This window comes from Rothia sp. P7208 (assembly GCF_048512915.1).
GTDB lineage: Bacteria > Actinomycetota > Actinomycetes > Actinomycetales > Micrococcaceae > Rothia.
Genome location: NZ_JBLXXW010000004.1, coordinates 129,406 through 153,096, shown reverse-complemented (window position 1 = coordinate 153,096; position 23,691 = coordinate 129,406). Strand labels below are relative to the sequence as shown.

The 23,691-nt window shown below is 48.1% G+C and carries 24 protein-coding genes; 3 read left to right on the top strand and 21 right to left on the bottom strand.

Annotated elements, in window-relative coordinates:
- The first annotated feature begins 213 nt into the window (after nt 1-213).
- Both ACN084_RS05925 and ACN084_RS05920 read left to right on the top strand, forming a co-directional pair.
- The gene (locus ACN084_RS05925) at nt 214-1,128 is read left to right on the top strand and encodes an exonuclease domain-containing protein (RefSeq protein ID WP_419102219.1); all 915 of its coding nucleotides are present in this window, start codon (nt 214-216) and stop codon (nt 1,126-1,128) included.
- Nucleotides 1,129-1,193: 65 nt separating this feature from the next.
- Complete coding sequence (locus tag ACN084_RS05920; RefSeq protein WP_419106212.1) at nt 1,194-1,643, top strand: hypothetical protein; 450 nt, start codon at nt 1,194-1,196, stop codon at nt 1,641-1,643.
- 64 nt (nt 1,644-1,707) lie between these two features.
- Here the strand turns inward: ACN084_RS05920 and tyrS are convergent, their stop codons facing one another.
- The 6 genes from tyrS to ACN084_RS05890 all read right to left on the bottom strand — a co-directional run bounded on the left by tyrS (nt 1,708) and on the right by ACN084_RS05890 (nt 10,672).
- A complete protein-coding gene (tyrS, locus tag ACN084_RS05915) occupies nt 1,708-3,015 on the bottom strand; it encodes a tyrosine--tRNA ligase (protein ID WP_419106211.1) in 1,308 nt (435 codons plus the stop codon).
- Nucleotides 3,016-3,148: 133 nt separating this feature from the next.
- Nucleotides 3,149-5,440, bottom strand: coding sequence for a HelD family protein (locus ACN084_RS05910; protein WP_419106210.1), 2,292 nt, complete (start codon nt 5,438-5,440; stop codon nt 3,149-3,151).
- A gap of 189 nt (nt 5,441-5,629) precedes the next feature.
- The gene (locus ACN084_RS05905; protein WP_419102215.1) at nt 5,630-6,181 is read right to left on the bottom strand and encodes an adenine phosphoribosyltransferase; all 552 of its coding nucleotides are present in this window, start codon (nt 6,179-6,181) and stop codon (nt 5,630-5,632) included.
- 140 nt (nt 6,182-6,321) lie between these two features.
- Nucleotides 6,322-7,782, bottom strand: a complete 1,461-nt coding sequence (gene argH, locus ACN084_RS05900; protein WP_419106209.1) for an argininosuccinate lyase — start codon at nt 7,780-7,782, stop codon at nt 6,322-6,324.
- Nucleotides 7,783-7,820: 38 nt separating this feature from the next.
- Nucleotides 7,821-9,023, bottom strand: coding sequence for an argininosuccinate synthase (locus ACN084_RS05895; RefSeq protein WP_419106208.1), 1,203 nt, complete (start codon nt 9,021-9,023; stop codon nt 7,821-7,823).
- A 119-nt stretch (nt 9,024-9,142) separates the two neighbouring features.
- Nucleotides 9,143-10,672 carry an AMP-binding protein gene (locus ACN084_RS05890; RefSeq protein WP_419106207.1) on the bottom strand — a complete coding sequence of 510 codons (1,530 nt, stop codon included), beginning with the start codon at nt 10,670-10,672 and terminating at the stop codon, nt 9,143-9,145.
- A 186-nt stretch (nt 10,673-10,858) separates the two neighbouring features.
- Here ACN084_RS05890 and ACN084_RS05885 point away from each other — a divergent pair, with 186 nt between their 5' ends.
- Entirely contained in the window at nt 10,859-11,260 is a 402-nt protein-coding gene (locus tag ACN084_RS05885; protein WP_419102211.1) for an ankyrin repeat domain-containing protein, read from the top strand.
- Here ACN084_RS05885 and ACN084_RS05880 read toward each other — a convergent pair.
- The 15 genes from ACN084_RS05880 to hisB all read right to left on the bottom strand — a co-directional run bounded on the left by ACN084_RS05880 (nt 11,257) and on the right by hisB (nt 23,563).
- Nucleotides 11,257-11,736, bottom strand: coding sequence for an arginine repressor (locus ACN084_RS05880; RefSeq protein ID WP_419102210.1), 480 nt, complete (start codon nt 11,734-11,736; stop codon nt 11,257-11,259). The genes ACN084_RS05885 and ACN084_RS05880 overlap by 4 nt on opposite strands.
- 326 nt (nt 11,737-12,062) lie before the next feature.
- A complete protein-coding gene (locus ACN084_RS05875) occupies nt 12,063-12,695 on the bottom strand; it encodes a hypothetical protein (RefSeq protein ID WP_419106206.1) in 633 nt (210 codons plus the stop codon).
- A 243-nt stretch (nt 12,696-12,938) separates the two neighbouring features.
- Nucleotides 12,939-15,491 (bottom strand): phenylalanine--tRNA ligase subunit beta, encoded by a 2,553-nt coding sequence (gene pheT, locus ACN084_RS05870; protein WP_419106205.1) that lies wholly within the window; start codon nt 15,489-15,491, stop codon nt 12,939-12,941.
- A 3-nt stretch (nt 15,492-15,494) separates the two neighbouring features.
- Complete coding sequence (pheS, locus tag ACN084_RS05865) at nt 15,495-16,622, bottom strand: phenylalanine--tRNA ligase subunit alpha (protein ID WP_419106204.1); 1,128 nt, start codon at nt 16,620-16,622, stop codon at nt 15,495-15,497.
- A gap of 62 nt (nt 16,623-16,684) precedes the next feature.
- Complete coding sequence (locus ACN084_RS05860) at nt 16,685-17,161, bottom strand: (deoxy)nucleoside triphosphate pyrophosphohydrolase (protein WP_419106203.1); 477 nt, start codon at nt 17,159-17,161, stop codon at nt 16,685-16,687.
- Nucleotides 17,158-18,054: a TrmH family RNA methyltransferase gene (locus ACN084_RS05855; RefSeq protein ID WP_419106215.1), complete on the bottom strand. Its 897-nt coding sequence runs from the start codon at nt 18,052-18,054 to the stop codon at nt 17,158-17,160. The genes ACN084_RS05860 and ACN084_RS05855 overlap by 4 nt, the downstream gene beginning before the upstream one ends.
- A gap of 154 nt (nt 18,055-18,208) precedes the next feature.
- Nucleotides 18,209-18,592, bottom strand: a complete 384-nt coding sequence (gene rplT, locus ACN084_RS05850) for a 50S ribosomal protein L20 (protein WP_419102204.1) — start codon at nt 18,590-18,592, stop codon at nt 18,209-18,211.
- Nucleotides 18,593-18,697: 105 nt separating this feature from the next.
- Entirely contained in the window at nt 18,698-18,892 is a 195-nt protein-coding gene (gene rpmI / locus ACN084_RS05845) for a 50S ribosomal protein L35 (RefSeq protein WP_135011425.1), read from the bottom strand.
- A 188-nt stretch (nt 18,893-19,080) separates the two neighbouring features.
- Nucleotides 19,081-19,713, bottom strand: a complete 633-nt coding sequence (gene infC / locus ACN084_RS05840; protein WP_419102231.1) for a translation initiation factor IF-3 — start codon at nt 19,711-19,713, stop codon at nt 19,081-19,083.
- A 293-nt stretch (nt 19,714-20,006) separates the two neighbouring features.
- Nucleotides 20,007-20,375, bottom strand: a complete 369-nt coding sequence (locus tag ACN084_RS05835) for a DUF1844 domain-containing protein (protein ID WP_419102203.1) — start codon at nt 20,373-20,375, stop codon at nt 20,007-20,009.
- A gap of 32 nt (nt 20,376-20,407) precedes the next feature.
- Entirely contained in the window at nt 20,408-21,295 is an 888-nt protein-coding gene (locus ACN084_RS05830; protein WP_419102202.1) for an SseB family protein, read from the bottom strand.
- Nucleotides 21,295-22,044 (bottom strand): bifunctional 1-(5-phosphoribosyl)-5-((5-phosphoribosylamino)methylideneamino)imidazole-4-carboxamide isomerase/phosphoribosylanthranilate isomerase PriA, encoded by a 750-nt coding sequence (gene priA / locus ACN084_RS05825; RefSeq protein WP_419102201.1) that lies wholly within the window; start codon nt 22,042-22,044, stop codon nt 21,295-21,297. Before priA ends, ACN084_RS05830 begins: the two co-directional genes overlap by 1 nt.
- Before the next feature lie 24 nt (nt 22,045-22,068).
- A complete protein-coding gene (locus ACN084_RS05820; protein WP_419106202.1) occupies nt 22,069-22,239 on the bottom strand; it encodes a hypothetical protein in 171 nt (56 codons plus the stop codon).
- Entirely contained in the window at nt 22,239-22,937 is a 699-nt protein-coding gene (gene hisH, locus ACN084_RS05815; protein WP_419106214.1) for an imidazole glycerol phosphate synthase subunit HisH, read from the bottom strand. Before hisH ends, ACN084_RS05820 begins: the two co-directional genes overlap by 1 nt.
- Nucleotides 22,938-22,939: 2 nt before the next feature.
- Nucleotides 22,940-23,563, bottom strand: a complete 624-nt coding sequence (gene hisB / locus ACN084_RS05810; RefSeq protein ID WP_419106201.1) for an imidazoleglycerol-phosphate dehydratase HisB — start codon at nt 23,561-23,563, stop codon at nt 22,940-22,942.
- Nucleotides 23,564-23,691 lie beyond the last annotated feature (128 nt).

Genomic DNA, 23,691 nt, shown 5'->3' with positions numbered 1-23,691 from the left:
CTCTGCAACTTGAAAAACGTAGACACCGGTCACATTTTCAGAAAAAGATTCCCCTAAAAATAACAAAACTGCTAGTCAAGAGTGATATTTAGAAGTAAGAAAATAAAATTGTGATACAAAACAGCAATCACCGTCACTCTAAAAAGATAAAATCGATTCTAGGAAACCACTCATACAACAGCACTAAAGCATCACAGAAAGCCCAGAAATATTATGAACACCTTCATCGCCATCGACTTTGAAACTGCCAACGAACAACGTAAATCAGCATGCTCCATCGGTATGGTCAAATTTACGACCAACGGAGAAGTCCTCGACACCTACTACACCCTCATCAAACCTCACCCCGAGGTACGATACTTCAACCCTATTAACAGCTGGGTTCACGGAATCACCGAAAAAGACATCGAAGACGCACCAGAATGGTCAGATATCGCAAAAGAAGTTGCTCAGTTCATTGGAGAGCATCCTATCGTTGCACACAACATGGCCTTCGACGGATACGTACTCTCTGACCTCAATCGTCTATACCAACAAAAACCAATCGAGAACCGACGATTCTGCACCCTACGCCTAGCCCGCAAAATTCTTGCATCCGAGATAGAACGTAAAAGCCTCGATAACGTCTACTACTATTATTTCCCCAACGAAGAATTCACACACCACCAAGCTATTTCAGATGCTATAGCCTGCGCCAAAATATTTGTTCGTATGCAGGAAGACTACCCATATGAACAAATCCAAGAGCTCTGCCCTCCAACACAAAATAATAGAAGCGGAAGTCTACAACGCCCAGGCCTCTATGCAGAACAGCTCTCAGCTCAAGAACTCATCGAAAGATATGGACAAACCCCCTGTTTAGAAGGAGAACGCATTGCTATAACAGGAACACTCAAACACGGCCAACGTAGTGCAGTGCAAGAACTTATCACCGTTCTCGGAGCAACAGCAGAAAAAAGCCTCACGAAGAAAACGACATTACTCATCGTCGGAATACCCAGCCCCCAGCACGAAAAAGCAAACTCCAATGCATCACGAAAGCTACTTAAAGCCACTGCCCTCAAAGAAGCAGGCTCACCAATACAAGTTCTCAGCGAAGAAGAATTCTTCAACAGGATTACACCATAGACCTTAAAAATTTATAAAAACCATAGTAGATTAGGGGACAAGCACAAAGAAGGGGGTAGCCCACTATGAACCAGAACAAACACAACCCGTGGCAAAAGACATCTGTAGCTATCGCATTTCTACTCTTTGGTCTTGCCCTATGCATCGGAAACTTCAACGCAAAATACTACGTCATCTACCAAAACTACTACCTCGGCATCTTCCTGATTATCCTTGGAATCATCACAGCACTACAAGCGGTACAAGCATTCCAAAGAAAAAGAACAAAGAAAACGACAAACACCATCATCAGTCGTATCAGCGGACTCTCCCCCAGTAAAATCATCTGGCCATTCGTCTGTTTCCTCATCGGCATAACGCTCTTCTCACAAGACGTCGACATGACCTTTGCTAAAATCCCACAGAATACCTTTACCGGAGCAGTTTTCATTGCGCTACCGTTTATTGCGATGATTCCAACTGTTTTCTTCTATATCCTCGATATCGTTTACCAGAACACCAAGAAAAAATCATAGCCCCATACATCACTCAGGCCCTCCCCTAGAAAACTAGAGGAGGGCCTGACTGTATATCAAGAACCTAACGAGTTACCTCAATAACCGCCATATTCTTCTTACCACGGCGAATCAGCGCGTACCGACCAAACAACAAATCATCAAGAGAAATCGCAGCGTCTTCGCCTTGAACCTTCACGTTATTAATCGAAGCGCCACCCTCTTTAAGGGTACGCCGCGCAGCAGATTTAGACTCAGATAAGCCACTCTCACATAAAACGTTAACCATATCTAGACCGTCAACGTTCACACACGCACGAGGAAGCTCAGCAGTAGCAGCAACAAGAGTATCCTCATCTAAATCAGAGAAAGAACCCTTCCCAAAAAGAGCCTCAGACGCAGCAATAACTTTCTGAGTTGCTTCAACACCATGCACTAACGACGTCACATCAAATGCCAGAGTCTTCTGCGCCAAACGCTTATGAGGTTCCTGCTCAACAGCAACACTCAGTTGTTCAATCTCCTCGCGAGTCTTAAACGTAAAGACTTTCAAACGATCCAAAACATCAGCGTCAGCAGTATTCAGCCAGAACTGGTAGAACGCATATGGAGAACACATCTGAGCGTCCAACCAAATCGCGTTACCCTCAGACTTACCAAACTTCGTACCATCAGAATTCGTAATCAACGGAGTACCAATAGCATGTGCACTCTTGCCCTCCGTCTTACGAATCAGCTCCGTACCAGAAGTCAAATTACCCCACTGATCAGAACCACCAGTTTGCAAAGTGCACCCATACCGACGATTTAGCTCAAGGAAATCATTACCCTGAAGCACCTGATACGAGAACTCCGTATAAGAAATACCCTCATCAGAGTTCAGACGTTTCGCAACAATCTCTTTCTTCACCATCGTGCCAACGCGGAAATTCTTACCAATCTCACGCAAAAAATCAATAGCAGAAAGCTCTGAAGTCCACTCAAGATTATTTACCATCTGAGCAGCATTCTCGCCCTCAAAATCTAAGAAACGCTCAATCTGAGAACGAAGCTTACTCACCCAACTAGCTACAACATCACGAGAGTTCAAAACACGCTCAGAAGTCTGGCGAGGATCACCAATCAGCCCCGTTGCACCACCCACCAAGCCTAAAGGCTTATGTCCAGCAAGCTGCAAACGACGCATCAACAACAGTTGAACCAAATGCCCCAAATGCAAGGATGCTGCAGTCGGATCATAACCCGTATAAAAAGTAAGAGTCTGCTCTGAAAGAGCCTTCTCTAACGCTTGCTCATCAGTACTCACATGTACTAAACCGCGCCATTTAAGCTCCTGCCAGATGTTCTCAAAAGAATCATCATTACGTTGCTGCTCTAGAATACTCACAGACATACTTACTCCTTCTTACGGTTCTCCCGACAAACCTATTGTTCCAAAAACTCAAGATACCGTCTCTAGTGTATCGGCAAAAACATTACAAAACATGCCCAAACTATCACGAGGCACGTTCAACGCTATACGACGGTTATTCTAACCCCGCAGGGAATTCTTCAGCACCAACCATATACAAACGCTGAGTTGGACGAGTCATTGCAACATACAAATCGCCAATAGCACCGTGAGAAGCTCGAATAACAGCCTGAGGCTCAACAACAATCACCACATCAAACTCCAAACCTTTAGACTCCCACGGTGTCAATACCAGAATCTGACGTTCTAAAGCCGTCATAGACGTTCCCAAACATTCACGATGTTGCTCTGCCACAGCCTGAACAACCTGAGCATAATGCTCATCGGTAACAATCACACCAATGAGACCGCCACCGTTATCAACTTCAGCCGTAATACATTCCAACACCTTCTGACACAAAGACTCAGAAGATACACGATGCAAAATAGGCGCCCACTGTCCCTGACGAACAGCACGAGGAGCATCCACCTGACGCCCCGCAGCCTGAGCAACAGCAACCGCAGCTTGAGCAATCTGCGCCGGAGTACGATAGTTCACCGTTAACGTCTCCAACGTCATACGATCCCCCACAAAAGGTTCCAACGCCTGCTCCCATGACGAAGCGCTCTCCGCAGAAGAAGCCTGAGCAATATCCCCAACAATCGTCATAGACTTCATGGGACAACGGCGGAACAATACTCGCCACTGCATCGGAGTCAGCTCCTGAGCCTCATCCACCACAATATGCCCATACGCCCATGTACGATCAGCATACGCAGCCTGAGCAGCGCTCATACGTTCAGGAGCCACCGCATAAGAATCAGCTAATTGTTCAGCAGTAATAACGCCCTCAACACCATAATCAGAAAGTTGAGCATGAACATTTTCAAGAGTCTTCTTCGCATTCTCAAGGTTAGAAAGATGCTCCAACCGTGCACGAGCAGCAGCCGAAGCACCAACAACTTTCTCAAAATCACCCAAAAGCTCAGCCGCCTCATCTAGAAGAGGTACATCAGCTTCAGTCAAGGGGGCATCCCAGCTCCGTGCCAATAGTTGACGTTCATCAGCAGTAAACTCAGATAACGCAGAATCACGATAATGAGGTTTTGCAAAAAGCGAGCGCACCAAAGTCTCAGCGGATAACGGCATCCACGCAAGATTCAGTGCTTTACGCACATCCATAGAAGAACGAATATCCTCTTCTAGATAAGGACGTTCTAGGCTCTGCCCAGACGAAGAATCAAGTTGTTCTTGAAGCTGTTGAGTCAGCTCACGAATCAGAATCTTGACGAAGGTTTCACGTGCCTCATTATGAGGTTTTCCCGTAGAACGGGCACGATCACGTGCAGAACGAACCATACGAGGAGTCAGCTTTAACTGGTTCGAACCGACCTTCAAAAATTCTGTTTTTTCGAGGGTTTTCTGGCGGTCGCGTACAGCACGTTTAATCGCTTCAACCATACGTAAATCGCCCTTAAGCTGATGAATTTTAAGGTCTTTCTCCGTAACAGCACGTACTCCGGGGAATAACGTTGCTAGAGAGGACATCACCACTCCAGTTTCGCCAAGAGAAGGTAGCACACGGTCGATGTACCACATAAAAGAAGCACTTGGCCCAATGACGAGAACACCAGCATTATTCAGGCGCTCGCGGAAGGTGTATAGCAGGTATGCGGCACGGTGCAAAGCGACTGCTGTTTTACCCGTGCCGGGTCCGCCTTGAACGACTCGTACTCCTGGCAAATCTGCACGAATAATACGGTCTTGTTCCGATTGGATGGTTGCTACGATATCGCTCATGCGCCCGGTACGTTTTCTGTTCAAAGCTGCTAATAGTGCACCTTCTCCGTGTAAAGCGCTCTCATCTTCGAGTAAGGAGGCGTCGAGGATGTCGTCTTCAATAGCTGTTACTTCACGACGTTCAAGGGTAAGGTGCCGTCGACGGCGCACACCGTTCCTATCGAAAGCGGTAGCTTGGTAAAAGGTGCCAGCTTCTGGGGCACGCCAGTCGGTGAGAAGTCTTTGATAATCTGCCGAAGCTATGCCGATACGACCAATGTAGTGGGTTTTGTCATCGTCGAAGTCTAAACGTCCAAAAGCTAAACGGTGGTCTACAGCGTTAAGCTGAGCCAGCCGCTCTTCATAATGTCTGGCGTAGGCGTCACGTTCTGAACGGTTCTGATGATTACCAGCCTCTTGGTTAAGGTGAACATCAGAGATTTTCTGTTCAGTTTCAGCGCGCATCTCATCTAAGCGTTGATACAGTTTTTTGACATAGGCACGTTCAAGGTTAAGCGCCCGCGTGTAAGTTTCGTCGTTCCTCTGTTGAGCCGTAGACGTTGAAGGTTCGTTGAGGTTCTCGGTCATGCGTATTCTTTCTTTCGTTCAGAGGTGGCAGAACATCTTTAAGATGAGGACTCTTTAATTCGCTATGCCTATGCAGTATTAAACCGTTTTTGTTGAGCTACTACTCTAGTGGAAATGGAAAGAGGAATAAGTTGTGTGTCGCTGTTTTACACAACTTACTCCTCCTTCAAGATTTTGGTCGGTCACCTTTTATTCGGTCACGGTGCTCAGCGCTTCGATGGTGTAGTTTCCGATAGCTTCGCGTCCACCAAGTCCGTCGAGTTCAAGAAGGACGCCGATACCAGCAACTTTAAGTTGGGCTTGTTCCATTAAGAATGCGGCAGCAGCAAGAGTTCCGCCGGTTGCAAGCAGGTCGTCGACGATGAGTACACGCGTTCCTGCAGGAATATCGTCACGGTGAATTTCGATAGCCGCGGAGCCGTATTCGAGTTCGTATTCTTTAGTGAAGGTATCTCGAGGCAGTTTTCCTGCTTTACGTACTGTCATCACTCCGGTACCTGCGGCGTATGCGATAGCAGATGCCATGAGGAATCCACGAGCTTCAACGCCTGCAACGATATCGAAGGTTCCTTTGAAACGATGAACGAGTTCGTCGATGGAACGTTTGAACACTTCGGGGTGAGCGAAAAGCGTTGTGACGTCGTAGAAAAGAATACCTTCTTTAGGGTAGTCCGGTATTTGTGCGCATGCGGCGGGAATTAACTCGTCGATGGGCATATCGGCAGATACATTCTGATGCATGAGTGATGTAAACCTTACGTGCCGTATGATGACGGCGTTTATAACAGTAGAAAGTCCGTAGGAGATTATACGCCAAAAATCTGAGTGATACTGAGTAGTTTTAAAATACCTTGTTCAAGAAACAACGCGGTATACCCTTCTTAGGAGTTCGTCCAAGGCTCGACAAGAGGTTTTCGTGAAGCAAAATTTCGCTGTTCGTTCAACACTTCAAGAAGTTTTTGACGTTGTTTAGCAACGGCTTCTGGTGCAGTTCCGCCTTGAGTCTTTCGAGAGGTGAGGGAGCCTTCTAGTGTGAGTATCTCATGTACGCCGGAGCTCAGGTGAGGAGAAATATTGAGATAGTCTTCTTCGCTTAACTCCCATAACTCGCATTGATTCTTTTCACAGTGTTGGACGACTTCGCCTGTTATTTCGTGGGCTTCTCGGAAGGGGACGCCTTCACGGACAAGCCACTCGGCGATGTCGGTGGCTAACGCAAAACCTTTCGGGGCGAGGGAGCTCATGCGTTCCGTGTTGAATATCAGTGTTCCGACCATGCCGGCAATAGCAGGTAAGAGAAGGTGGAGCTGGTCGATAGCGTCGAAAAGGGGTTCTTTATCTTCTTGTAGGTCTCTATTGTAGGCAAGCGGTAACGCTTTAAGGGTCGCTAAGAGACCGGTGAGATCGCCAATGATACGACCTGTTTTGCCACGAGCAAGTTCTGCGATGTCGGGGTTCTTCTTTTGAGGCATGATGGAGGACCCTGTTGAAAAGGCGTCATCGAGGGTGACGAAAGAAAATTCTTGGGTTGACCAGAGGATGATTTCTTCACATAGACGGGATAGGTCAATAGCTGTCATGGAAGCAATCCATAAAAATTCAGCGTAAACGTCACGTGAGGCCGTTGCGTCAAGAGAGTTATAGCTTGCTGAGCTAAACCCGAGTTCTTGTGCGATGGATTCTGGGTCAAGCTCTAAAGAGGAACCTGCTAATGCGCCAGACCCATAGGGTGAGACGGCTGCTCTGCGATCCCAGTCTTGGAAACGTTCAAGATTTCGGCTAAGAGCCCAAGCATGAGCGTAGAGATGGTGAGATAAGAGGATAGGTTGTGCGTGTTGTAGGTGGGTACGTCCAGGCATAGGGGCGTAGGGGTGTTGTTCCCCTTGGTAAAGCAGAGCGTCGATAACTTCGAGGAGTTTGCGGGCAAGGGCAGCTGCACTATCTCGTAAGTACATTTTGCCAAGTGTTGCGATTTGGTCGTTGCGGGAACGTCCGGCACGAAGTTTTCCTCCGAGTTGTTTGCCGGCACGGTCTAGTAGCCCTTGTTCGAGGGAACCATGAACGTCTTCGTGGTGTTCTGCGGGGGTGTAAGTTCCTTCCCGAACATCTTTTTCGAGCGTGTTTAAGGCGGTGAGCATCTGTTCTAGTTCTGTGTCGTTGAGCAGATGTGCACGGTGTAGTACGCGGGCGTGTGCTCGAGATCCAGCGATATCGTAGGGTGCTAGACGCCAATCAAAATGAGTTGATTTAGACAGTGCGGCAAGGGAATCGGCTGGGCCTGAGGCGAATCGGCCTCCCCAGAGCGAACCAGAATTTGTGCCGTTCGAAGGTGCTGAAGACATAAGTTTGAACCTTGGTAGAGGGATGTAGGTGTGCGGTGTTAGGGGTTGAGGCGTTGATTTCGTGCGGAGGCGACTTTTGAGGACAGACCAAAGATTTCGATAAACCCGCGTGCGTGCGCTTGGTTGAAGGAGTCGCCTTCATCGTAGGTTGCGAGGTTGAAGTCGTAGAGAGAGCTTGTGGAGCGTCGTCCGGTGACGACTGCTCGTCCGGCGTGTAGGTCCATACGGATCTCTCCGTTGACCATCTGTTGGGTGTCTTGGATGAAGGCGTCAAGAGATTTTTTTAGAGGGGAGAACCATTGTCCGTCATAGACGAGTTCACTCCAGCGTTGGCCAACAATTTTTTTGAAGCGTGCTTGTTCACGTTCGATGGTGACGTTTTCAAGTTCTTGATGTGCTGCAATAAGCGCCATGGCCCCGGGTGCTTCGTAGATTTCTCGAGATTTGATGCCAACGAGTCGGTCTTCTACGATGTCGATTCGTCCGATGCCTTGCGCTCCTGCTCGGCGGTTCATTTCGGTGATGGCTTCTAGCGGTGTTACGGGTTTTTCGTCGATAGCGGTGGGGATTCCATGTTTGAACGTTATGGTGCAGGTATCTGGTGCTGGGGAGAATGTGGGGTCGTCGGTGTAGTCGTAGACATCTTTGGTCGGTGCGTTCCAGATGTCTTCGAGGAACCCTGTTTCTACAGCTCGACCCCAGACGTTTTGGTCGATGGAGAATGGGTTTTTCTTAGTGGTAACGATAGGTAGGTTGTTGTGTTCTGCGTAGCTGATAGCTTTTTCTCGTGTGAGGGCAAGGTCGCGTACTGGTGCGATACAGGTGAGTTCTGGTCCGAGGGTTTGAATACCTACTTCGAAACGGACTTGGTCGTTTCCTTTTCCTGTGCAACCGTGGGCAACGGTGGTTGCGTTGAATTTTTGGGCGGCTTGTACAAGGTGTTTGACGATGACGGGACGAGATAGTGCTGAGACTAGAGGGTAAGCGTCCATGTAGAGGGCGTTTGCTGCGAGTGCGGGCATGCAGTATTCAGTGACGAATTCTTCGCGGGCGTCCGCGATGTAGGCTTCGACGGCTCCGCAGTCTAGTGCTCGTTGGCGGATGGTTTCGAGGTCTTCTCCGCCTTGTCCTACATTTACGGCTACGGCGATGACTTCTGCTCCGGTTGCTTCTGCAATCCAGCCGATGGCTACAGATGTGTCTAGTCCGCCAGAGTATGCTAGGACGACGCGTTCTTTCATGGGGTGTTCCTTTGTTTTGTTGGTGGTGAAGTGGGTTTGTTCACTATCAACAAGTATGAATAATTATCTATAAATATGCAAACCTATGGATAATATTTCTTCAAAGGTCTTTTAATAAGCTATTGACGCAGCTCACGCTTGAGAACTTTTCCAGTAGCACCTAAAGGTAATGAGTCAACAACCCGATAATGACGAGGACGTTTATACACAGCAAGTTGTTGGCTACACAAACGCTCAACCTCCTTACAAAGAACCTCTTGTTCATCCTGAGAGCAACGCTGACGAGGAAGGATAAAAGCATAAATCTCCTCCCCCACACGTACATCTTTTCGCCCTACAACAGCAACCATGCGCACCCGAGGATGCGTCGCAATAACATCTTCAATCTCTCGAGGGTACACAGAATATCCGTGACGTAAAATCATGTCTTTGAGTCGATCAACAATAAAAATGTTCCCCTGCTCATCGATAGTTGCCACATCCCCCGTTGCTAACCATCCCTCAGAGAGTACCTGAGAAGTTGCCTCAACATTATTCCAGTACCCCAGCATCACATTAGGCCCACTGACCCACAGCTGCCCAGGAACCCCCACGGGGAGCAGCTCTCCAGAGTTATCACGCACTTGCACTTGAATACCCGTCAATGCCGTCCCAACAGAACCAATAACAGGCGGGCGAGAAGGCTGATTAAAAGAGACAACCGGAGAAGCTTCAGATAAGCCGTATCCTTCAAGGATGTGACAGCCAACCAGCTGATAAAAATCGGCATGAGTTGAAGCGAGTAAAGGAGAACCGCCAGAAATTCCATAACGAATATTCCCCATTAACGCCGAAGATTCTTGCCCCTCTAAAGTTGCAGATATTGCAGCATACATCGACGGCACCGCAGCAATAATACTCACCTTAGCTTGAACACATAACTCGATAGCAGACTCAGCGGTAAAACGTGGCAGCAAAGCAACCGAAGCACCTGCTGCAAAAACAGCGTTCATCGAAACTGTTTGCCCAAAAGAATGGAAAAGCGGTAGCCCCCCGAAGAAAACATCTTCTGCAGTGTAATCAAAGAATTCTGCCACCGTCGTAGCGTTTGATAAAAGATTGTGATGGGTCAAAATAGCACCCTTGGGCTTTCCCGTAGTACCGGAGGTATAGAGAATGACGGCAGGGTGTTGAGGTGAAACCTGCACTAATTCAGCAGCGACATCTTCTAAGGTAGCTATGCCCATATCCGAAGGACTCACAAAAGCCTGAGCATCTACAATGTGCTGTTGCACCCCGGCAAAGGAGACCTGTTCCGTTACGACCCGAGACCCTTCCCATGCGATCAGCAACTGCGCACCAGAGTCTTCTAGGTGATATTGCACTTCACGCTCTGAGAGTAAAGGATTTAGCGGAATACACACTGCTCCCAGAGAGATAATCGCATAATAGTACACCGGCATTGCCACAATATTAGGCAAGCAAAGCGCCACTGGAGTCTGATACCCCACTCCAAGCTCTCGTAGTTCTATTTGAGCGCGAACCACTCGTTCTTGTAATTGACGGTAGCTCAGAACAGTACCTTGATATAGCAACGCATGACGGTCAAGGTGAGTATGAGAGAGAAGAAGATTTGCTACATTACAAGGGTTTTCGAGGGAGGTTGTCACGTTGTGTTCTATTCATTGTAGGCTTTGGGTACGTTCTCATATTAGTGCACGTCAAGTTCTCAGGAGAAGAGCGACAGCAACCTCAGCTTTTGAAGATTGCGTAAGGTTTCGTTCAGAAGAAGTTTGCTTTATTCGGAAGCGCAAATCTGTTATTATGAGTTACTCACAATAACACAGGAGATTCTTATGACTGAACTAACCCCCGCAGAAATTGACCTACTCAACCGAGTTTTTGACCTCGCACGAGAAGGAAATACCGAAGAACTAGAACCACTACTTAACCAAGGTATTCCCGCAAACCTCACCAACTCCCAAGGCGACACCCTGCTCATCCTTGCAAGCTACCACCAGCAGCTCAACGTCGTTGAACTATTACTCAAACACCAAGCAGACGTTAACCGCCTCAACGACAGAGGACAAACCGCGTTACTGTGCGCAGTATTCAAAAATAGCCAAGAGATCGCACAACGACTTCTCAACGCAGGAGCAGATTTAAGCATCGGCGTACAACACCCACTCGAAGTTGCTCAGTTCTTCCAGCTCACAGAGATGCAACAGCTCATCGAAGAACACCAAAAACAGGGCTAAGCTGCCCACTCCAAAAATTTTTGAGCCATCTGCTCCCCACCAAGAGGGTCACGAGTAATCACCATAACAGTATCGTCACCAGCGATAGTACCAAGAATAGGTTCAATACTCGCTTGATCAATAGCAGACGCCATAAATTGTGCAGCACCTGGAGGAGTCCGAAGAATAACTAAATTCGCAGAGGCTTCAGCAGTGATGAGAAGTTCCTTAAACAAAGAAATCATGCGCGCATCAACACCGTCTGCAGATGAACGGCGAACGGGATGATGAGGAACCGCGTAAATTAATCCGGACTTCTCATCACGCACACGCTCCGCACCAATCTCAACAAGATCACGGGATAAGGTAGCTTGCGTTACTTTGACCCCATCGTCGACGAGTAATTGCGCTAACTCAGCCTGGGAACGAACATGATGTTTTTGCAATAAATCAACAATTCGAGCTTGACGAGCTGTTTTCGTCGAGGGGATAGACATTCTCTTCATTCTCTTTCTCAGCAAAGCAATCTGCTAGTTAGTCTAGTCCCGCAACATCACAGAATAAGAAAACTAGACTGCTGTACATCTTCTACAGCACACACCGATTATATGAGTATTTTTACGATATTTATACACTTATAGGAAAAATACACGAATACTTCCTAAAGAGTACGCAAAAAATGCTCCATAGTAAGCATCTATATAAGCATAAACATACTCTTTAACGGATAGCATAAACCGGCAAAAAAGAAGCCTCTTACGAGATGTACCATCATCGCAAAAGGCTTCTTCTTACCAAAACTCAAAAGTTCCGTGACACAAGACTAATACTCGTTATCATCCATCACAGAACGACGACGATTAATCTTCACCGACACAAAAATACCACCAGCAAAAATCACAAAAGCACCAATGATATACGCCCAACCAGTAAGCTGTTCAGAAAATACCACATCAGCAGTAATCGGCTTCAACGTACCTTGAGCGCCAGTACGAATCACTTCAAGAGAATTATCCTTCGTCTTCGCCAACAAGGCATCTACCTCTTGAGGGAAATCTGCTCGAACACGACCAACGTCAGAACCACGGAACTCAACCATCTCACCAGCGTGAACAGTCAGAGGATCCCCCAAGTCAGAAATAAATAACTTGTTATCAAGTTGCTGATCCACCGGCAATTTACCGCTATAAATCGCAACATTGTCTTTTGTCTTCAAATCAGGAGTCAGGTCCTTATAGGTTCCAGTCAATACCCACGTACGATCTTCATAACCAGAGTGGAAAGATGCAGCAGACAATGAACGTTCCCCTTGGATACCCAAAAATACCGAAGAAATAATCGCAAGGATAATAATTCCGACGGTTAGCCAACGGCTACGGTGATCAACAACCTCATCATCATAATCTTCAGCCTTATCAAAGCCAAAAAAAGAATCGTTGTCGGGTTCTTCAGTCACGATATTATCTCCCGATGTTTTAGATAGTTTTCTCTCACTGAGGATAAGACACTATTGTACGTGTACTTCTCAAAAAGCCCCGTTAGATAACAACTAGAGTCCCCTGATTTCCTCAGAGATTTCTGATTTTTTCATTCTTCACGATAAACCTCATAAACTCCTGAAAAAATGGTGCTGACACCAGCACAAACTAGCATCAGCACCACAAACACCACCATGGATGCGCGTTAGAACAAACTACTCCTAGACACGAGGAACAGCACCAAAACGTTCTACTGCTACGGCCACAGCAGCCTCACGAGAAGCACTCGCTTCTTCAGCTGTCAGAGTACGGTCTGAAGCTCTAAAACGTAAAGCAAAAGCCACAGATTTCTTACCCTCAGGAATACCCTCACCGCGGTAATCATCAAAGATTCGTAAATCTTCTAGAAGTTCACCAGCGCCTTCAGATAAAGCCAGAGCCACATCAGCAGCGGGGACATCGACATCAACTAATAATGCAACATCCTGCGTAGCTGCTGGGTACCCAAAAATGCTGTAAGCCTCAACAACTTCAGCTTTATCCTCAAGCAATGCCGAGAAATTAATCTCAAAAGCACAAGTACGTTCAGGAAGATCGTGCTCTTTCAGTAGCTGCGGATGGAGCTCTCCAGCATAACCAATTACCGTGCCAGAAGAATCAAAAAGCACAGCGGTACGACCGGGATGGAAAGCTTGATGAGTCCCCTGCGCAAGCTTAAACTCTGCACCGGCGACATCAGCAATCAATCCCACAGCATCTAATGTGTCACGCCAATCATAAGCGCGAGCAGACGTACCAGGCATCTGTTCATGTTCATCACCACAGAATACACCAGAAATATACCGCGGTTGGTGAGGAATACCCGCATTCAAATCAGCAATAACCTCATCAGAAGGACGCTTCCCCAAACCAGGAATACTCTCCGAACCATGCTGAGTTGAAGGAACAAAGATATGCCCCGTCTCATAAAGAGCAAGGTTGCGGAACCCACGGGAAATATTACGTTTAAGAACGTCCATCAGCCCTGGAAGCAAAGACCGGCGAAGAAAACCTTGAGCCTCTGAAATCGGGTTAGCAAGCTGAATAGAGGCTACAACGTCACCGGCAACAGGCTGAGCCCACACGTTATTTGCTTGAGCAGAGACGAAAGGATAAGCGTACACTTCAGTCATCCCGCTTGAAGCAAGCGCGTCAAGAACACGACGGCGAGTCATCTGCTCAACAGTGTATCCGCGTCCAGGAGGAGCAACCGGAACAGTCGAAGGAATCTTGTCATATCCGATAAGACGAGCAACCTCTTCTGTCAGGTCTTCTTTATCTGTCAGGTCAGGACGCCATGTAGGAGGAAGCACCTCATACACATCATCAGCAGTCTTCACCTGAGCACCAATAGATTCCAGTGTGCTAACAATCTCTTCCTGAGTGTATGCAACTCCAATACGAGATTCTGTGTAATCTGTAGGAAGGAAAATCGGTTGAGGTTGAACAGTATGGTTCACATCGCTAGATTCTGCGGCAATCGTTGCCCCAGCAAGTTCTACCAATAGTTCAACAGCACGCTGCGCAGCAGCTGCCTGCAATGCAGAATCTACGCCGCGTTCAAAACGTTTAGAAGCATCTGACGAGAGCTTATGACGACGCGACGAACGAGCAATAGAGACCTCATCAAAACGTGCAGACTCGATGAGAATCTCACGTGTTTCAGCCGTCACTTCAGTACTTGCTCCGCCCATAACACCGGCAAGAGCAATAGCACCAGAATCATCACAGATGACAAGATCTTCTGGATGTAAAGTACGTTCTTTCTCGTCTAAGGTCAGAAGAGTTTCACCCTCGCGAGCGCGACGTACTGACAATGAACCAGAAAGTTTCTGTGCATCGTAAAAGTGGAGTGGCTGCCCTGTCTCTAACATGACGTAGTTTGAGATGTCTACAGGAAGGGATACTGAACGAATTCCAGCTAAACGCAGACGTGAAGCCAGCCACAACGGAGTCGGGGTGTCCGATGCGACGTTGGTAACTTTGCGAGTGACGAAGCGTGTGCAACCAGGTTTGCCGTGGATAGGAGCTTCATCGTTGAGAGTGACCTCATGATCTGAGGGGTGTGTTTGAGGCGCGCGTTCTGCTAAGTCTGTGACGAAGTCGTGGAAAGGCTCCCCTACTGCATGGCAGTATTCGCGTGCAATACCTCGAATGGAGAATGCATATCCGCGGTCGGGTGTGACGTTAACTTCTGCGGCTTCATCGTATAAGCCCAGTAGTTCCATTGCGTCAGTACCAATTTCGGGGTCTAATCCTAAATCAGATAATACGATGATTCCGCCGGTGTCTTCGCCTAAGCCCAGTTCACGAGCGGAGGCAAGCATACCAGCTGATTTGTGACCGTATGTTTTACGTGCAGTAATCGCAAAACCGCCAGGTAGTACTGCGCCAGGAAGTGTGACAACCACTTTATCGCCCACGCTAAAGTTATGGGCACCACAGATAATTCCTTGAATACCAGATTCTTCGATGCCTTTACCAGTGAGGGTTTGAGTCTGCCCTTCAGGGACAACACGCACCTGACACCAGTTCACGGTTTTACCGTTGGAGTGGGTTTCTGGTTCTTGAGAAAGGACCTGCCCAATGACAATCGGCCCTGAAATTTCGTCGGTAGGACGGTGAACGTCTTCTTCTTCGAGTCCAACCTTCACCAAGGTTTCCATGACGTCTTCGGAACGTGCTTCTTCAGGGACGGGTGCGTACTCACGCAACCATGAGAGAGGTATCCGCATCTTTTAAATCTCCATTCCAAACTGCTGTGAAAAGCGAACGTCGCCTTCAATAATGTCACGCATGTCTTCTACACCGTTGCGGAACATCAGGGTTCTTTCAATACCCATGCCGAACGCAAAACCAGAGTATTCTTCGGGGTCAATACCTGCTGCACGAAGCACCTGCGGGTTAACCATGCCGCAACCGCCCCATTCAATCCAGCGGGGCCCGCCCTTAGCCCCTGGATGCCAGAGGTCTAGTTCGGCAGAAGGCTCCGTAAAGGGGAAGTAATTGGGGCGTAAACGAATTTTTGCGTCGTCACCGAACATCTCTCGAGCCATATGTTCAAGAGTTCCTTTGAGATCTGCCATGGTGAGCCCTTTATCGACGGCAAGACCTTCAATCTGGTGGAATACAGGAGTGTGAGTTGCGTCGAGTTCGTCAGTACGATACACCTGCCCAGGGCAGACAACATATACCGGAAGCTCACGAGTGAGCAAAGAACGCATCTGCACTGGTGAAGTATGAGTACGAAGCATCAAATGTGCCTGTACAGGCTCAACAAAGAATGTATCTTGAAGTTCACGGGCAGGATGGTCTGGAGGGAAATTCAATGAGTCAAAGTTGTACCATTCTGATTCGACTTCAGGGCCGTCAGCAACTTCCCATCCCATAGCCACAAAAATATCGGTGAGACGATCTTGCAAAATATTAATAGGATGCCGTCCTCCTAGTGCGCGACGTGCGGAAACAGCAGTAACATCTACCGCTTCCTCAACGAGAATACGAGCAGCGTGTTCTTCTTCAAGCTCACTATTACGCGCTTCGATAGCTTTACTCAGACGTCCACGAGCCTGCCCCATGAGTTTGCCGACCTCAGCTTTGTGCTCTTTAGAGAGGTGACGCATCTGCTTATTGGCGAGAGTGAAGCTTCCTTTATCTCCCAAGAAGGCTAAACGTGTTTGTTTGAGTTCATCAAAGGTGTTTGATGATTCTTCAACAGCAGCTAAGGCGCGTGAAAGTTCTTGGGAAAAAGCGTCCTTAACTCGCTTTATTCCCTGCACAGAATCTGCTTCAAGAACTTCTTGAAGGCTCGCCAGAGTATGGTAAGACTCTGGCAGATTAGTGCTTTCAGATAATGAATCAGTCATTAATAACTCGTCTCGTTGCATAGTGGTATAACGCAGAATGCGCCTTTTATCTCGTCTTCATCCTAGTTTAGTGTACCTTCGGTGTTCTCTGTGCACAGTCCACTAGGATGAGGCATTGTTGTCATCTTTATCAGTTTTTGTACAATCGGGTAATCTGCTTGTATCCAGTCAATCGATAGTAGGCTACTGTCAATATCAACCCATTGTATTTGTTGGTGTCCTTCAACCATATGAGCTTCTCCTGAAGAGATGGCGCAGAACCATACGCGCATGGCAGCTTGCTCTGATAAAGCCCACCCCTGAGAATAAGGTCCCGTAATCTCGTGCCCTAACGTGACGCGTATAGAAAGTTCTTCATAAAGTTCACGTGTTAAGGCTTGTTCACAGCTCTCACCGGTTTCAACTTTTCCGCCAGGAAACTCCCATAGACCAGCAAGTTCTTTGGGGGCGTGACGTTGCCCAATCAGAAGCCGAGTCGGGTGTTCTAAAGAATCGACGATGGCCCCGCCAACAACTTGGAGAGGAAAAATATGGGTCATTTTTTCGTTCCGTGTTGCGCTCGAGCTGAAGCGTACAGGCATAATGCGGCAGCAACACTCACGTTGAGAGATTCTGCAGAACCATGAACAGGAACTGCAACGCGCTCATCTGCTAGAGCTTTCTCGTCGGCGCTTAGCCCTTGAGCTTCGTTGCCCAATAGCCATACCGTTGGTTGAGAAAGATCGTATGAGTTCTCGTCATGAGGGATTGCCCATCGTTTAGCGGCTGCAATATCGGATAGTTCGTCAAGGTCTAGTGCCCCGTACCCATCTGCAGCAAGAATACCCATACCGTAACGACGTGCAGTCTCAATAAAATCTGCCAAGGCTAGATTACTCACCACAGGAAGATGAAAAAGTGAACCGGCGGTAGAGCGCACGGTCTTAGGGTTATAGATGTCTACGGTGTCTGCCGTGCTCACAATTAAATCGGCGCCAGCAGCATCGGCGGCACGAATCATAGTTCCCGCGTTACCGGGGTCTTGCAGGCGCGCAAGAACAGCAACCAGTTGAGGTATTTTTCCTTGAGCCGAGAAAATACGTGATATATCGGGTTCTTGAATGAACGCTATAGCAATCATTCCTTGTGGGGTGACAGCATCCGACATGGCTTCGAGCACTTCTTCAGTGACCATGCGCATAAAAACTTTACGGCCTTGTTCTGGTGTCGGTGTGCCGTGTACTTTTTCGAGTAGTTCAGCAATATCGCCGTGACGGTCGAAGGCACGTTCCGTTACGTATACGGCATCAAGAAGTGGCGTATGAAGATGCGCGTTGAGGGCTTCTCTTACGGCTTGCGGGCCTTCTACAAGAAATTGTTTTTTCTTATGACGCCCACGACGTGTTGCTAATGATGCGATGTCTTTAACACGGTCAGCCTGAGGGTTTTCCATGATAACGGGGGTACTTAAACGTTTTTTAAAATCCACGGTCTCCACTCTACCGGATATATATTTTTCTGTATCTTTTGCCCTGAAAAAGCCCAGAATACGATTGTGCCGTTCTCTACTACAAGTAGAGAACGGCACAATCGTATTCTTTTAAGAATTATTCACCTTTAGGTGCAGAAGTGTCCTCAGGCAAGTTGTTCTTAGCAATCTCTACAAGTGCAGAGAAAGCTGCCGGCTCGTTGACTGCTAGTTCAGCCAACATACGACGATCAACTTCAACCTCAGCAGCTTTCAAGCCCTGAATGAAACGGTTGTAGGTGAGGCCCTCAGCACGAGCTGCAGCGTTGATACGCTGAATCCATAGGCGGCGGAAGTCACCCTTCTTTTTACGACGGTGATCGTAGCTGTATACCAATGAATGGATGACTTGTTCTTTTGCCTTACGGTAAAGGCGTGAACGCTGTCCGCGGTAACCGGATGCGCGTTCAAGAATTACTCGGCGCTTCTTATGCGCGTTAATCGCGCGTTTCACACGTGCCACGTGTGTCTCCTTCGTCTTATTGTCCTTGCTAGCTGATGCCAGTCAAGGAGCGAGTCTAAAAAGTTATTGCCCGTTGAGGCACAAGTTTCTCAAAGATGAGAGGGCTTATTTACCCAACATCTTTTTGATGACCTTAGCCTGACCGCCGGTAACAATCTGGTCAGAAGCCAGACGGCGGGTAAGGCGAGAGGACTTGTGCTCTAGGTAGTGGCGACGGTTGGCCTGCTGGCGCTTAACCTTGCCGGTACCGGTGAGCTTGAAGCGCTTTTTAGCACCAGAGTGGGTCTTCTGCTTCGGCATAGCTGCCGTTCTCCTTACGTTCTGCTTTTGGAGGATCTCCAAAAGAACTCTTGAGCGAATTTCTTCGCATGTACAAGGTAGGTTCATGTTTTCTACGGAAACTGAGAAAACATGACAATCGGAAAGACACCTGCAACGTTCAAAGAACATTGCTAGATGGCTATCCGCGCCGTTTCTACTTTGTTGTTCTATTCCGCTTCAGCTTGAGCCTGTGCTTTGAGCTCTGCTGGCATTGCATCTGCCAAAGAGTTCTTCACAGGAGTAGCTTGAGTGGTGTCGATACGTTCACGACCCTTGCGTCCGCCTGAGCGTTGTTGTGCTTCTTTACGTGCTTCAGCTTTACCACGAAGCGGAGAAAGAACCATTACCATGTTACGGCCGTCAATTCGGGGGGTTGACTCTACGGAACCAACCTCGACCAAATCGTCTGCCATGCGCTCTAGCAACCGCACACCCATCTCGGGGCGCTGCTGTTCACGACCACGGAATTGAATCATCGCCTTGACTTTGTCACCACCAGATAGGAAACGACGAGCGTGCCCTACCTTGGTTTCATAGTCATGAGTATCAATTTTGAGACGGAAACGGATTTCCTTCAAAGAAGCGTTAACTTGCTTCTTTCGGGATTCACGTGCTTTAACTGCGGCTTCGTACTTGTACTTACCGAAGTCCATGAGCTTACATACAGGCGGTTTCGCTGATGGTGCAACCTCTACAAGGTCCAAATCAGATTCTTGTGCAAGACGCAAGGCATCTTCAACACGAACAATGCCTACCTGCTCGCCGCCTGGCCCAACGAGGCGGACCTCTGGGACACGAATACGTTCATTAATGCGTGGATCGCTAATGAGTAGCTCCTGTTAGCTCAGTGGGTTTCCCCGTGAATAATAATCAGTACATAAAAGATATAAAAAACACCTTCGATGCACAGCAAACGAAGGTGTACTTCTTCAGTTTTCATTCTCATGAAAACCTACGAATAACCCGTCAACCTAATCATATGGATGAATGTGGCTGAAGCAGGTGGGAGTAACCTCCGCTTGCAAACTGTGTACAGTCTACCGGCTTTACGAACGCATTTCAACGTCAAACACAAAGATACTCACAAGATAGGTCACATTACCGGACCAGTGAACTTCTCCCCTGGACCTTGCCCCGGCGCATCAGGAATCATCGACGCTTCACGAAAAGCCAACTGCAAAGTTCGCAAGCCATCACGCAACGGAGCTGCATGCTGAGAACCAATTTCGGGAGCCGCCGCCGTCACCAACCCAGCAAGAGCCGTAATCAATTTACGAGCCTCATCAAGGTCTTTGAGGTTTTGAGAATCCTCCCCTTCCGCTAAACCACATTTAACAGCAGCAGCGCTCATCAAATGCACCGCAGCGGTCGTCATAATTTCCACAGCAGGAACCTCAGCAATATCACGCACCTGCTCCTGAACTTTTTTCTGTTCCTCATCGAACGAATACTGATTAGACATAAATCCTCATCTCTACCTAAAAATCATTAACCTCATGACGAAGAGACCATCGACAAGACTAACTGCACCGAGTCTACCCGCTGACCCACTAATTCATCTGACGCCAAACGCCGCTGAAATTCCTCAACCACAACATTCAACTCAGATTGAGTCAAACCAGGAACTAACTCCACCACAATTTTAAGCTCTGGTCCGGCACCACCACCAGAGAGCAATTGCCCTTCAGCACTCTGAGACACAACACCATCACCAGCTACAGTACGGACACGAACAATACCACTGCCAGCAGGAATCAACTCATTAAGCGCACGCTCCACCATCTCATCACGATAAGAAGGAGCCCACGACTCGCCCTTAGCTAACGCCCACAACGCGGGACGACGCACAACAAACGTTAAGGACTCCCCCGGATCAACCACAAGTAGCTGCTGCCCATCTTCTACCGCAGAAAGAGCAGTTTTTCTCATCGAAGCAGCAACCGGACGAGCATCAGGGTGCCATCGTTGCAACGCTTTCACATCAGTAAAAACAGGAAGAGCCTTCCGACCGTCAGGAGCCTGAATGCTCACCAACGCCATATCTGCTTCTTTATCGGCAACGAGACCTTCATCAGTAACAACAGAATGAGATACCTCAGCAACAACAGGAACAAAAACTCGACACTGGCTTAGAGCACGAACAACATCTTCTTCCCGACAAGAACCAGAAACGAACTTCTCAAAAACCTCGGCAATAACAGCATCACGAGCACCATCATCCTCAGAAAATTGATGACGGTGGCTCGTTCCTTCACCTAAATTTCGCCCCTTCCAAGGCTGCCCACCAGTATCAGTTTCGCCCCCAGCACTGTTGAGCTGAGCCTGAATATGAGCGGGCAAAGAACGCGACGCAGAAGCTCCCGCAGAGTGACTATTACTCATTATTTTTCGGCGTTTTCTTCCGAGTAACCAGCAACCTCAAGAGCCTGCTCTAAAGTAAATTTTCCAGCGTAAAGAGCCTTACCCATAATGGCCCCCTCAACACCATAGGGAACTAGCTCACGCAAAGCACGGATGTCTTCGAGAGTTGAAATTCCGCCAGAGGCAACCACCGGCTTATCGGTTTTTTGCGCGACCTCTTTAAGAAGCTCAAGATTTGGTCCAGTCAAAGTTCCGTCTTTGGTTACGTCGGTGAGCACATAACGAGCGCAACCGTCAGCTTCTAAGCGTTCTAGAACATCCCACAGGTTACCGCCATCTTTAGTCCAACCACGAGCAGCTAAAGTTGTTCCACGCACGTCAAGACCAACAGCAATTTTCTCGCCATGTTCTGCAATCACTTTTCGAGTCCATTGCGGATTTTCGAGAGCGGCAGTACCCAAATTAATGCGAGCAGGGTTCAACGATAATGCCCGTTCTAGAGACTCATCGTCACGAATACCACCAGACATTTCAATATTAATATCGAGGTGTTCAGCAACAGAGGTCAGCACCTCGATGTTGTGGCCTCTGCCAAAAGCTGCATCTAAGTCAACGAGGTGAAGCCAACGCGCACCAGCATTCTGCCAAGCAAGAGCAGCCTCTACGGGATCCCCGTACCCAGTCTCCGATCCGGCTTCGCCTTGTACCAATCGTACAGCTTGCCCGTTCGCAACATCTACGGCGGGAAGAAGTTCTAAAAGAGTTGTCATCACACATTCCTTAAAAGTAAAAGTTTAGTTGTAGGCGAAGAGGACGTATCCCGCGTAGCCCATAAAAAGTAAAGCTACACAGAGCATGGCCAGCTGAACGATAAGAGGAAGTTTTTGTTGCCGAAAAGAAATTGCGCCACCGAGACAAAAAGCCCCTACTAGCATCAATAAGCTTCCTGAGAGAAAAGGGCTCATTATCTGTCCTTTCCTGCTGGGATAATCCGCCCTGTACGAGGTAAAGAATTAATCCAGTTCTGCAAGAGACGAATACCAGCCTGAGCAGATTTTTCTGGATGAAATTGTGTTGCGCTCAACGGGCCGTTTTCTACAGCAGCAATAAAAGGCACTCCGTGGGTAGACCAAGTGACTTGTGGAGGTAGCATTGCTTCATTATTTTGATCGAAGGACCATTCTTGCACCGCGTAGGAGTGCACAAAGTAGAAGCGTTCGTTTTCGATTCCGTCAAAGAGCACTGACCCTTCGGGGGCAGAGACAGTGTTCCACCCCATATGAGGGATAACCTCCGCGCGAAGTTTTTCTACTGTCCCAGGCCACTCTCCCATGCCCTCAGAGACGACGCCGTGTTCGTTTCCCTGTTCAAAGAACACCTGCAATCCAACGCAGATACCAAGAACAGGACGACCGCCGGCAATGCGCCGGCCAATCATACGAAGCGCATCAATCTTTTTGAGGCTCGTCATCACCGCATCAAATGCGCCGACTCCTGGAACGACTAGACCGTCTGCTCTAAGCACATCAGATTCTTGGCGAGAAAGAATCACGTCAGCTCCAGCTTGTTCTAAAGCGCGCACAGCAGAACGGACGTTGCCAGCACCATAATCTAAAACAACAACAACTGGTTTATTCTGCGATGATTGAACAGCTGCATTCATCATCAAAGTGCTCCTTTAGTTGAGGGAATACCAGAATGACGGGGGTCAGGTTCAACCGCTTGACGCAACGCACGTGCGAGGGCTTTGAATTGAGCTTCTGCAATATGGTGAGGATCTCGCCCTCCTAATAACGTCATGTGTAGGCAGATTCCAGCATGATAAGCGATAGCTTCAAGAACGTGGCGAACCATCGAGCCGGTAAAGTGCCCACCAATGAGGTGGAATTCGTAGCCTTCTGGTTCTCCCGTGTGTATAAGGTATGGGCGCCCTGAGATATCAACGACGCACTGAGCTAAAGCTTCGTCGAGGGGAACTGTTGCTTGCCCAAAACGACGGATACCAGCTTTATTACCGAGAGCTTCACGAATCACCTCACCGAGCACGATGCCGGTATCTTCGACGGTGTGATGCACGTCGATGTGGGTATCGCCACTACATTTAATCGTCATATCGATAAGGGAATGCTTCGCAAGAGCTGTGAGCATATGATCGTAAAAAGGCACGCTGGTGTCGATATCAGAACGCCCCTCACCGTCTAAGTTAATCTCAATAAAGACCGAGGACTCACTCGTAGTACGTTCTAATCTGGCGGTACGGGGGCCAATTCCTGTAGTGCTTGCTGGCATTGGTTACCTATATATTCTGGGTTTATATGATGTACACGTAAGGTATCTGTTGATAGTAAGGAGCAGATACTTCGTCTTGGCGACTCTTGATGAGAAAAGTTCTGTTATAAGAATCATCTCATGTTGAT

Coding starts and splice junctions, on each gene's coding strand:
- ACN084_RS05925 (WP_419102219.1), top strand. CDS start 214: ATGAACACCTTCATCGCCATCGACTTTGAAACTGCCAACGAACAACGT.
- ACN084_RS05920 (WP_419106212.1), top strand. CDS start 1,194: ATGAACCAGAACAAACACAACCCGTGGCAAAAGACATCTGTAGCTATC.
- tyrS (WP_419106211.1), bottom strand. CDS start 3,015: ATGTCTGTGAGTATTCTAGAGCAGCAACGTAATGATGATTCTTTTGAG.
- ACN084_RS05910 (WP_419106210.1), bottom strand. CDS start 5,440: ATGACCGAGAACCTCAACGAACCTTCAACGTCTACGGCTCAACAGAGG.
- ACN084_RS05905 (WP_419102215.1), bottom strand. CDS start 6,181: ATGCATCAGAATGTATCTGCCGATATGCCCATCGACGAGTTAATTCCC.
- argH (WP_419106209.1), bottom strand. CDS start 7,782: ATGTCTTCAGCACCTTCGAACGGCACAAATTCTGGTTCGCTCTGGGGA.
- ACN084_RS05895 (WP_419106208.1), bottom strand. CDS start 9,023: ATGAAAGAACGCGTCGTCCTAGCATACTCTGGCGGACTAGACACATCT.
- ACN084_RS05885 (WP_419102211.1), top strand. CDS start 10,859: ATGACTGAACTAACCCCCGCAGAAATTGACCTACTCAACCGAGTTTTT.
- ACN084_RS05880 (WP_419102210.1), bottom strand. CDS start 11,736: ATGTCTATCCCCTCGACGAAAACAGCTCGTCAAGCTCGAATTGTTGAT.
- pheT (WP_419106205.1), bottom strand. CDS start 15,491: ATGCGGATACCTCTCTCATGGTTGCGTGAGTACGCACCCGTCCCTGAA.
- pheS (WP_419106204.1), bottom strand. CDS start 16,622: ATGACTGATTCATTATCTGAAAGCACTAATCTGCCAGAGTCTTACCAT.
- ACN084_RS05860 (WP_419106203.1), bottom strand. CDS start 17,161: ATGACCCATATTTTTCCTCTCCAAGTTGTTGGCGGGGCCATCGTCGAT.
- ACN084_RS05855 (WP_419106215.1), bottom strand. CDS start 18,054: ATGGAAAACCCTCAGGCTGACCGTGTTAAAGACATCGCATCATTAGCA.
- rpmI (WP_135011425.1), bottom strand. CDS start 18,892: ATGCCGAAGCAGAAGACCCACTCTGGTGCTAAAAAGCGCTTCAAGCTC.
- ACN084_RS05835 (WP_419102203.1), bottom strand. CDS start 20,375: ATGTCTAATCAGTATTCGTTCGATGAGGAACAGAAAAAAGTTCAGGAG.
- ACN084_RS05830 (WP_419102202.1), bottom strand. CDS start 21,295: ATGAGTAATAGTCACTCTGCGGGAGCTTCTGCGTCGCGTTCTTTGCCC.
- priA (WP_419102201.1), bottom strand. CDS start 22,044: ATGACAACTCTTTTAGAACTTCTTCCCGCCGTAGATGTTGCGAACGGG.
- ACN084_RS05820 (WP_419106202.1), bottom strand. CDS start 22,239: ATGAGCCCTTTTCTCTCAGGAAGCTTATTGATGCTAGTAGGGGCTTTT.
- hisH (WP_419106214.1), bottom strand. CDS start 22,937: ATGAATGCAGCTGTTCAATCATCGCAGAATAAACCAGTTGTTGTTGTT.
- hisB (WP_419106201.1), bottom strand. CDS start 23,563: ATGCCAGCAAGCACTACAGGAATTGGCCCCCGTACCGCCAGATTAGAA.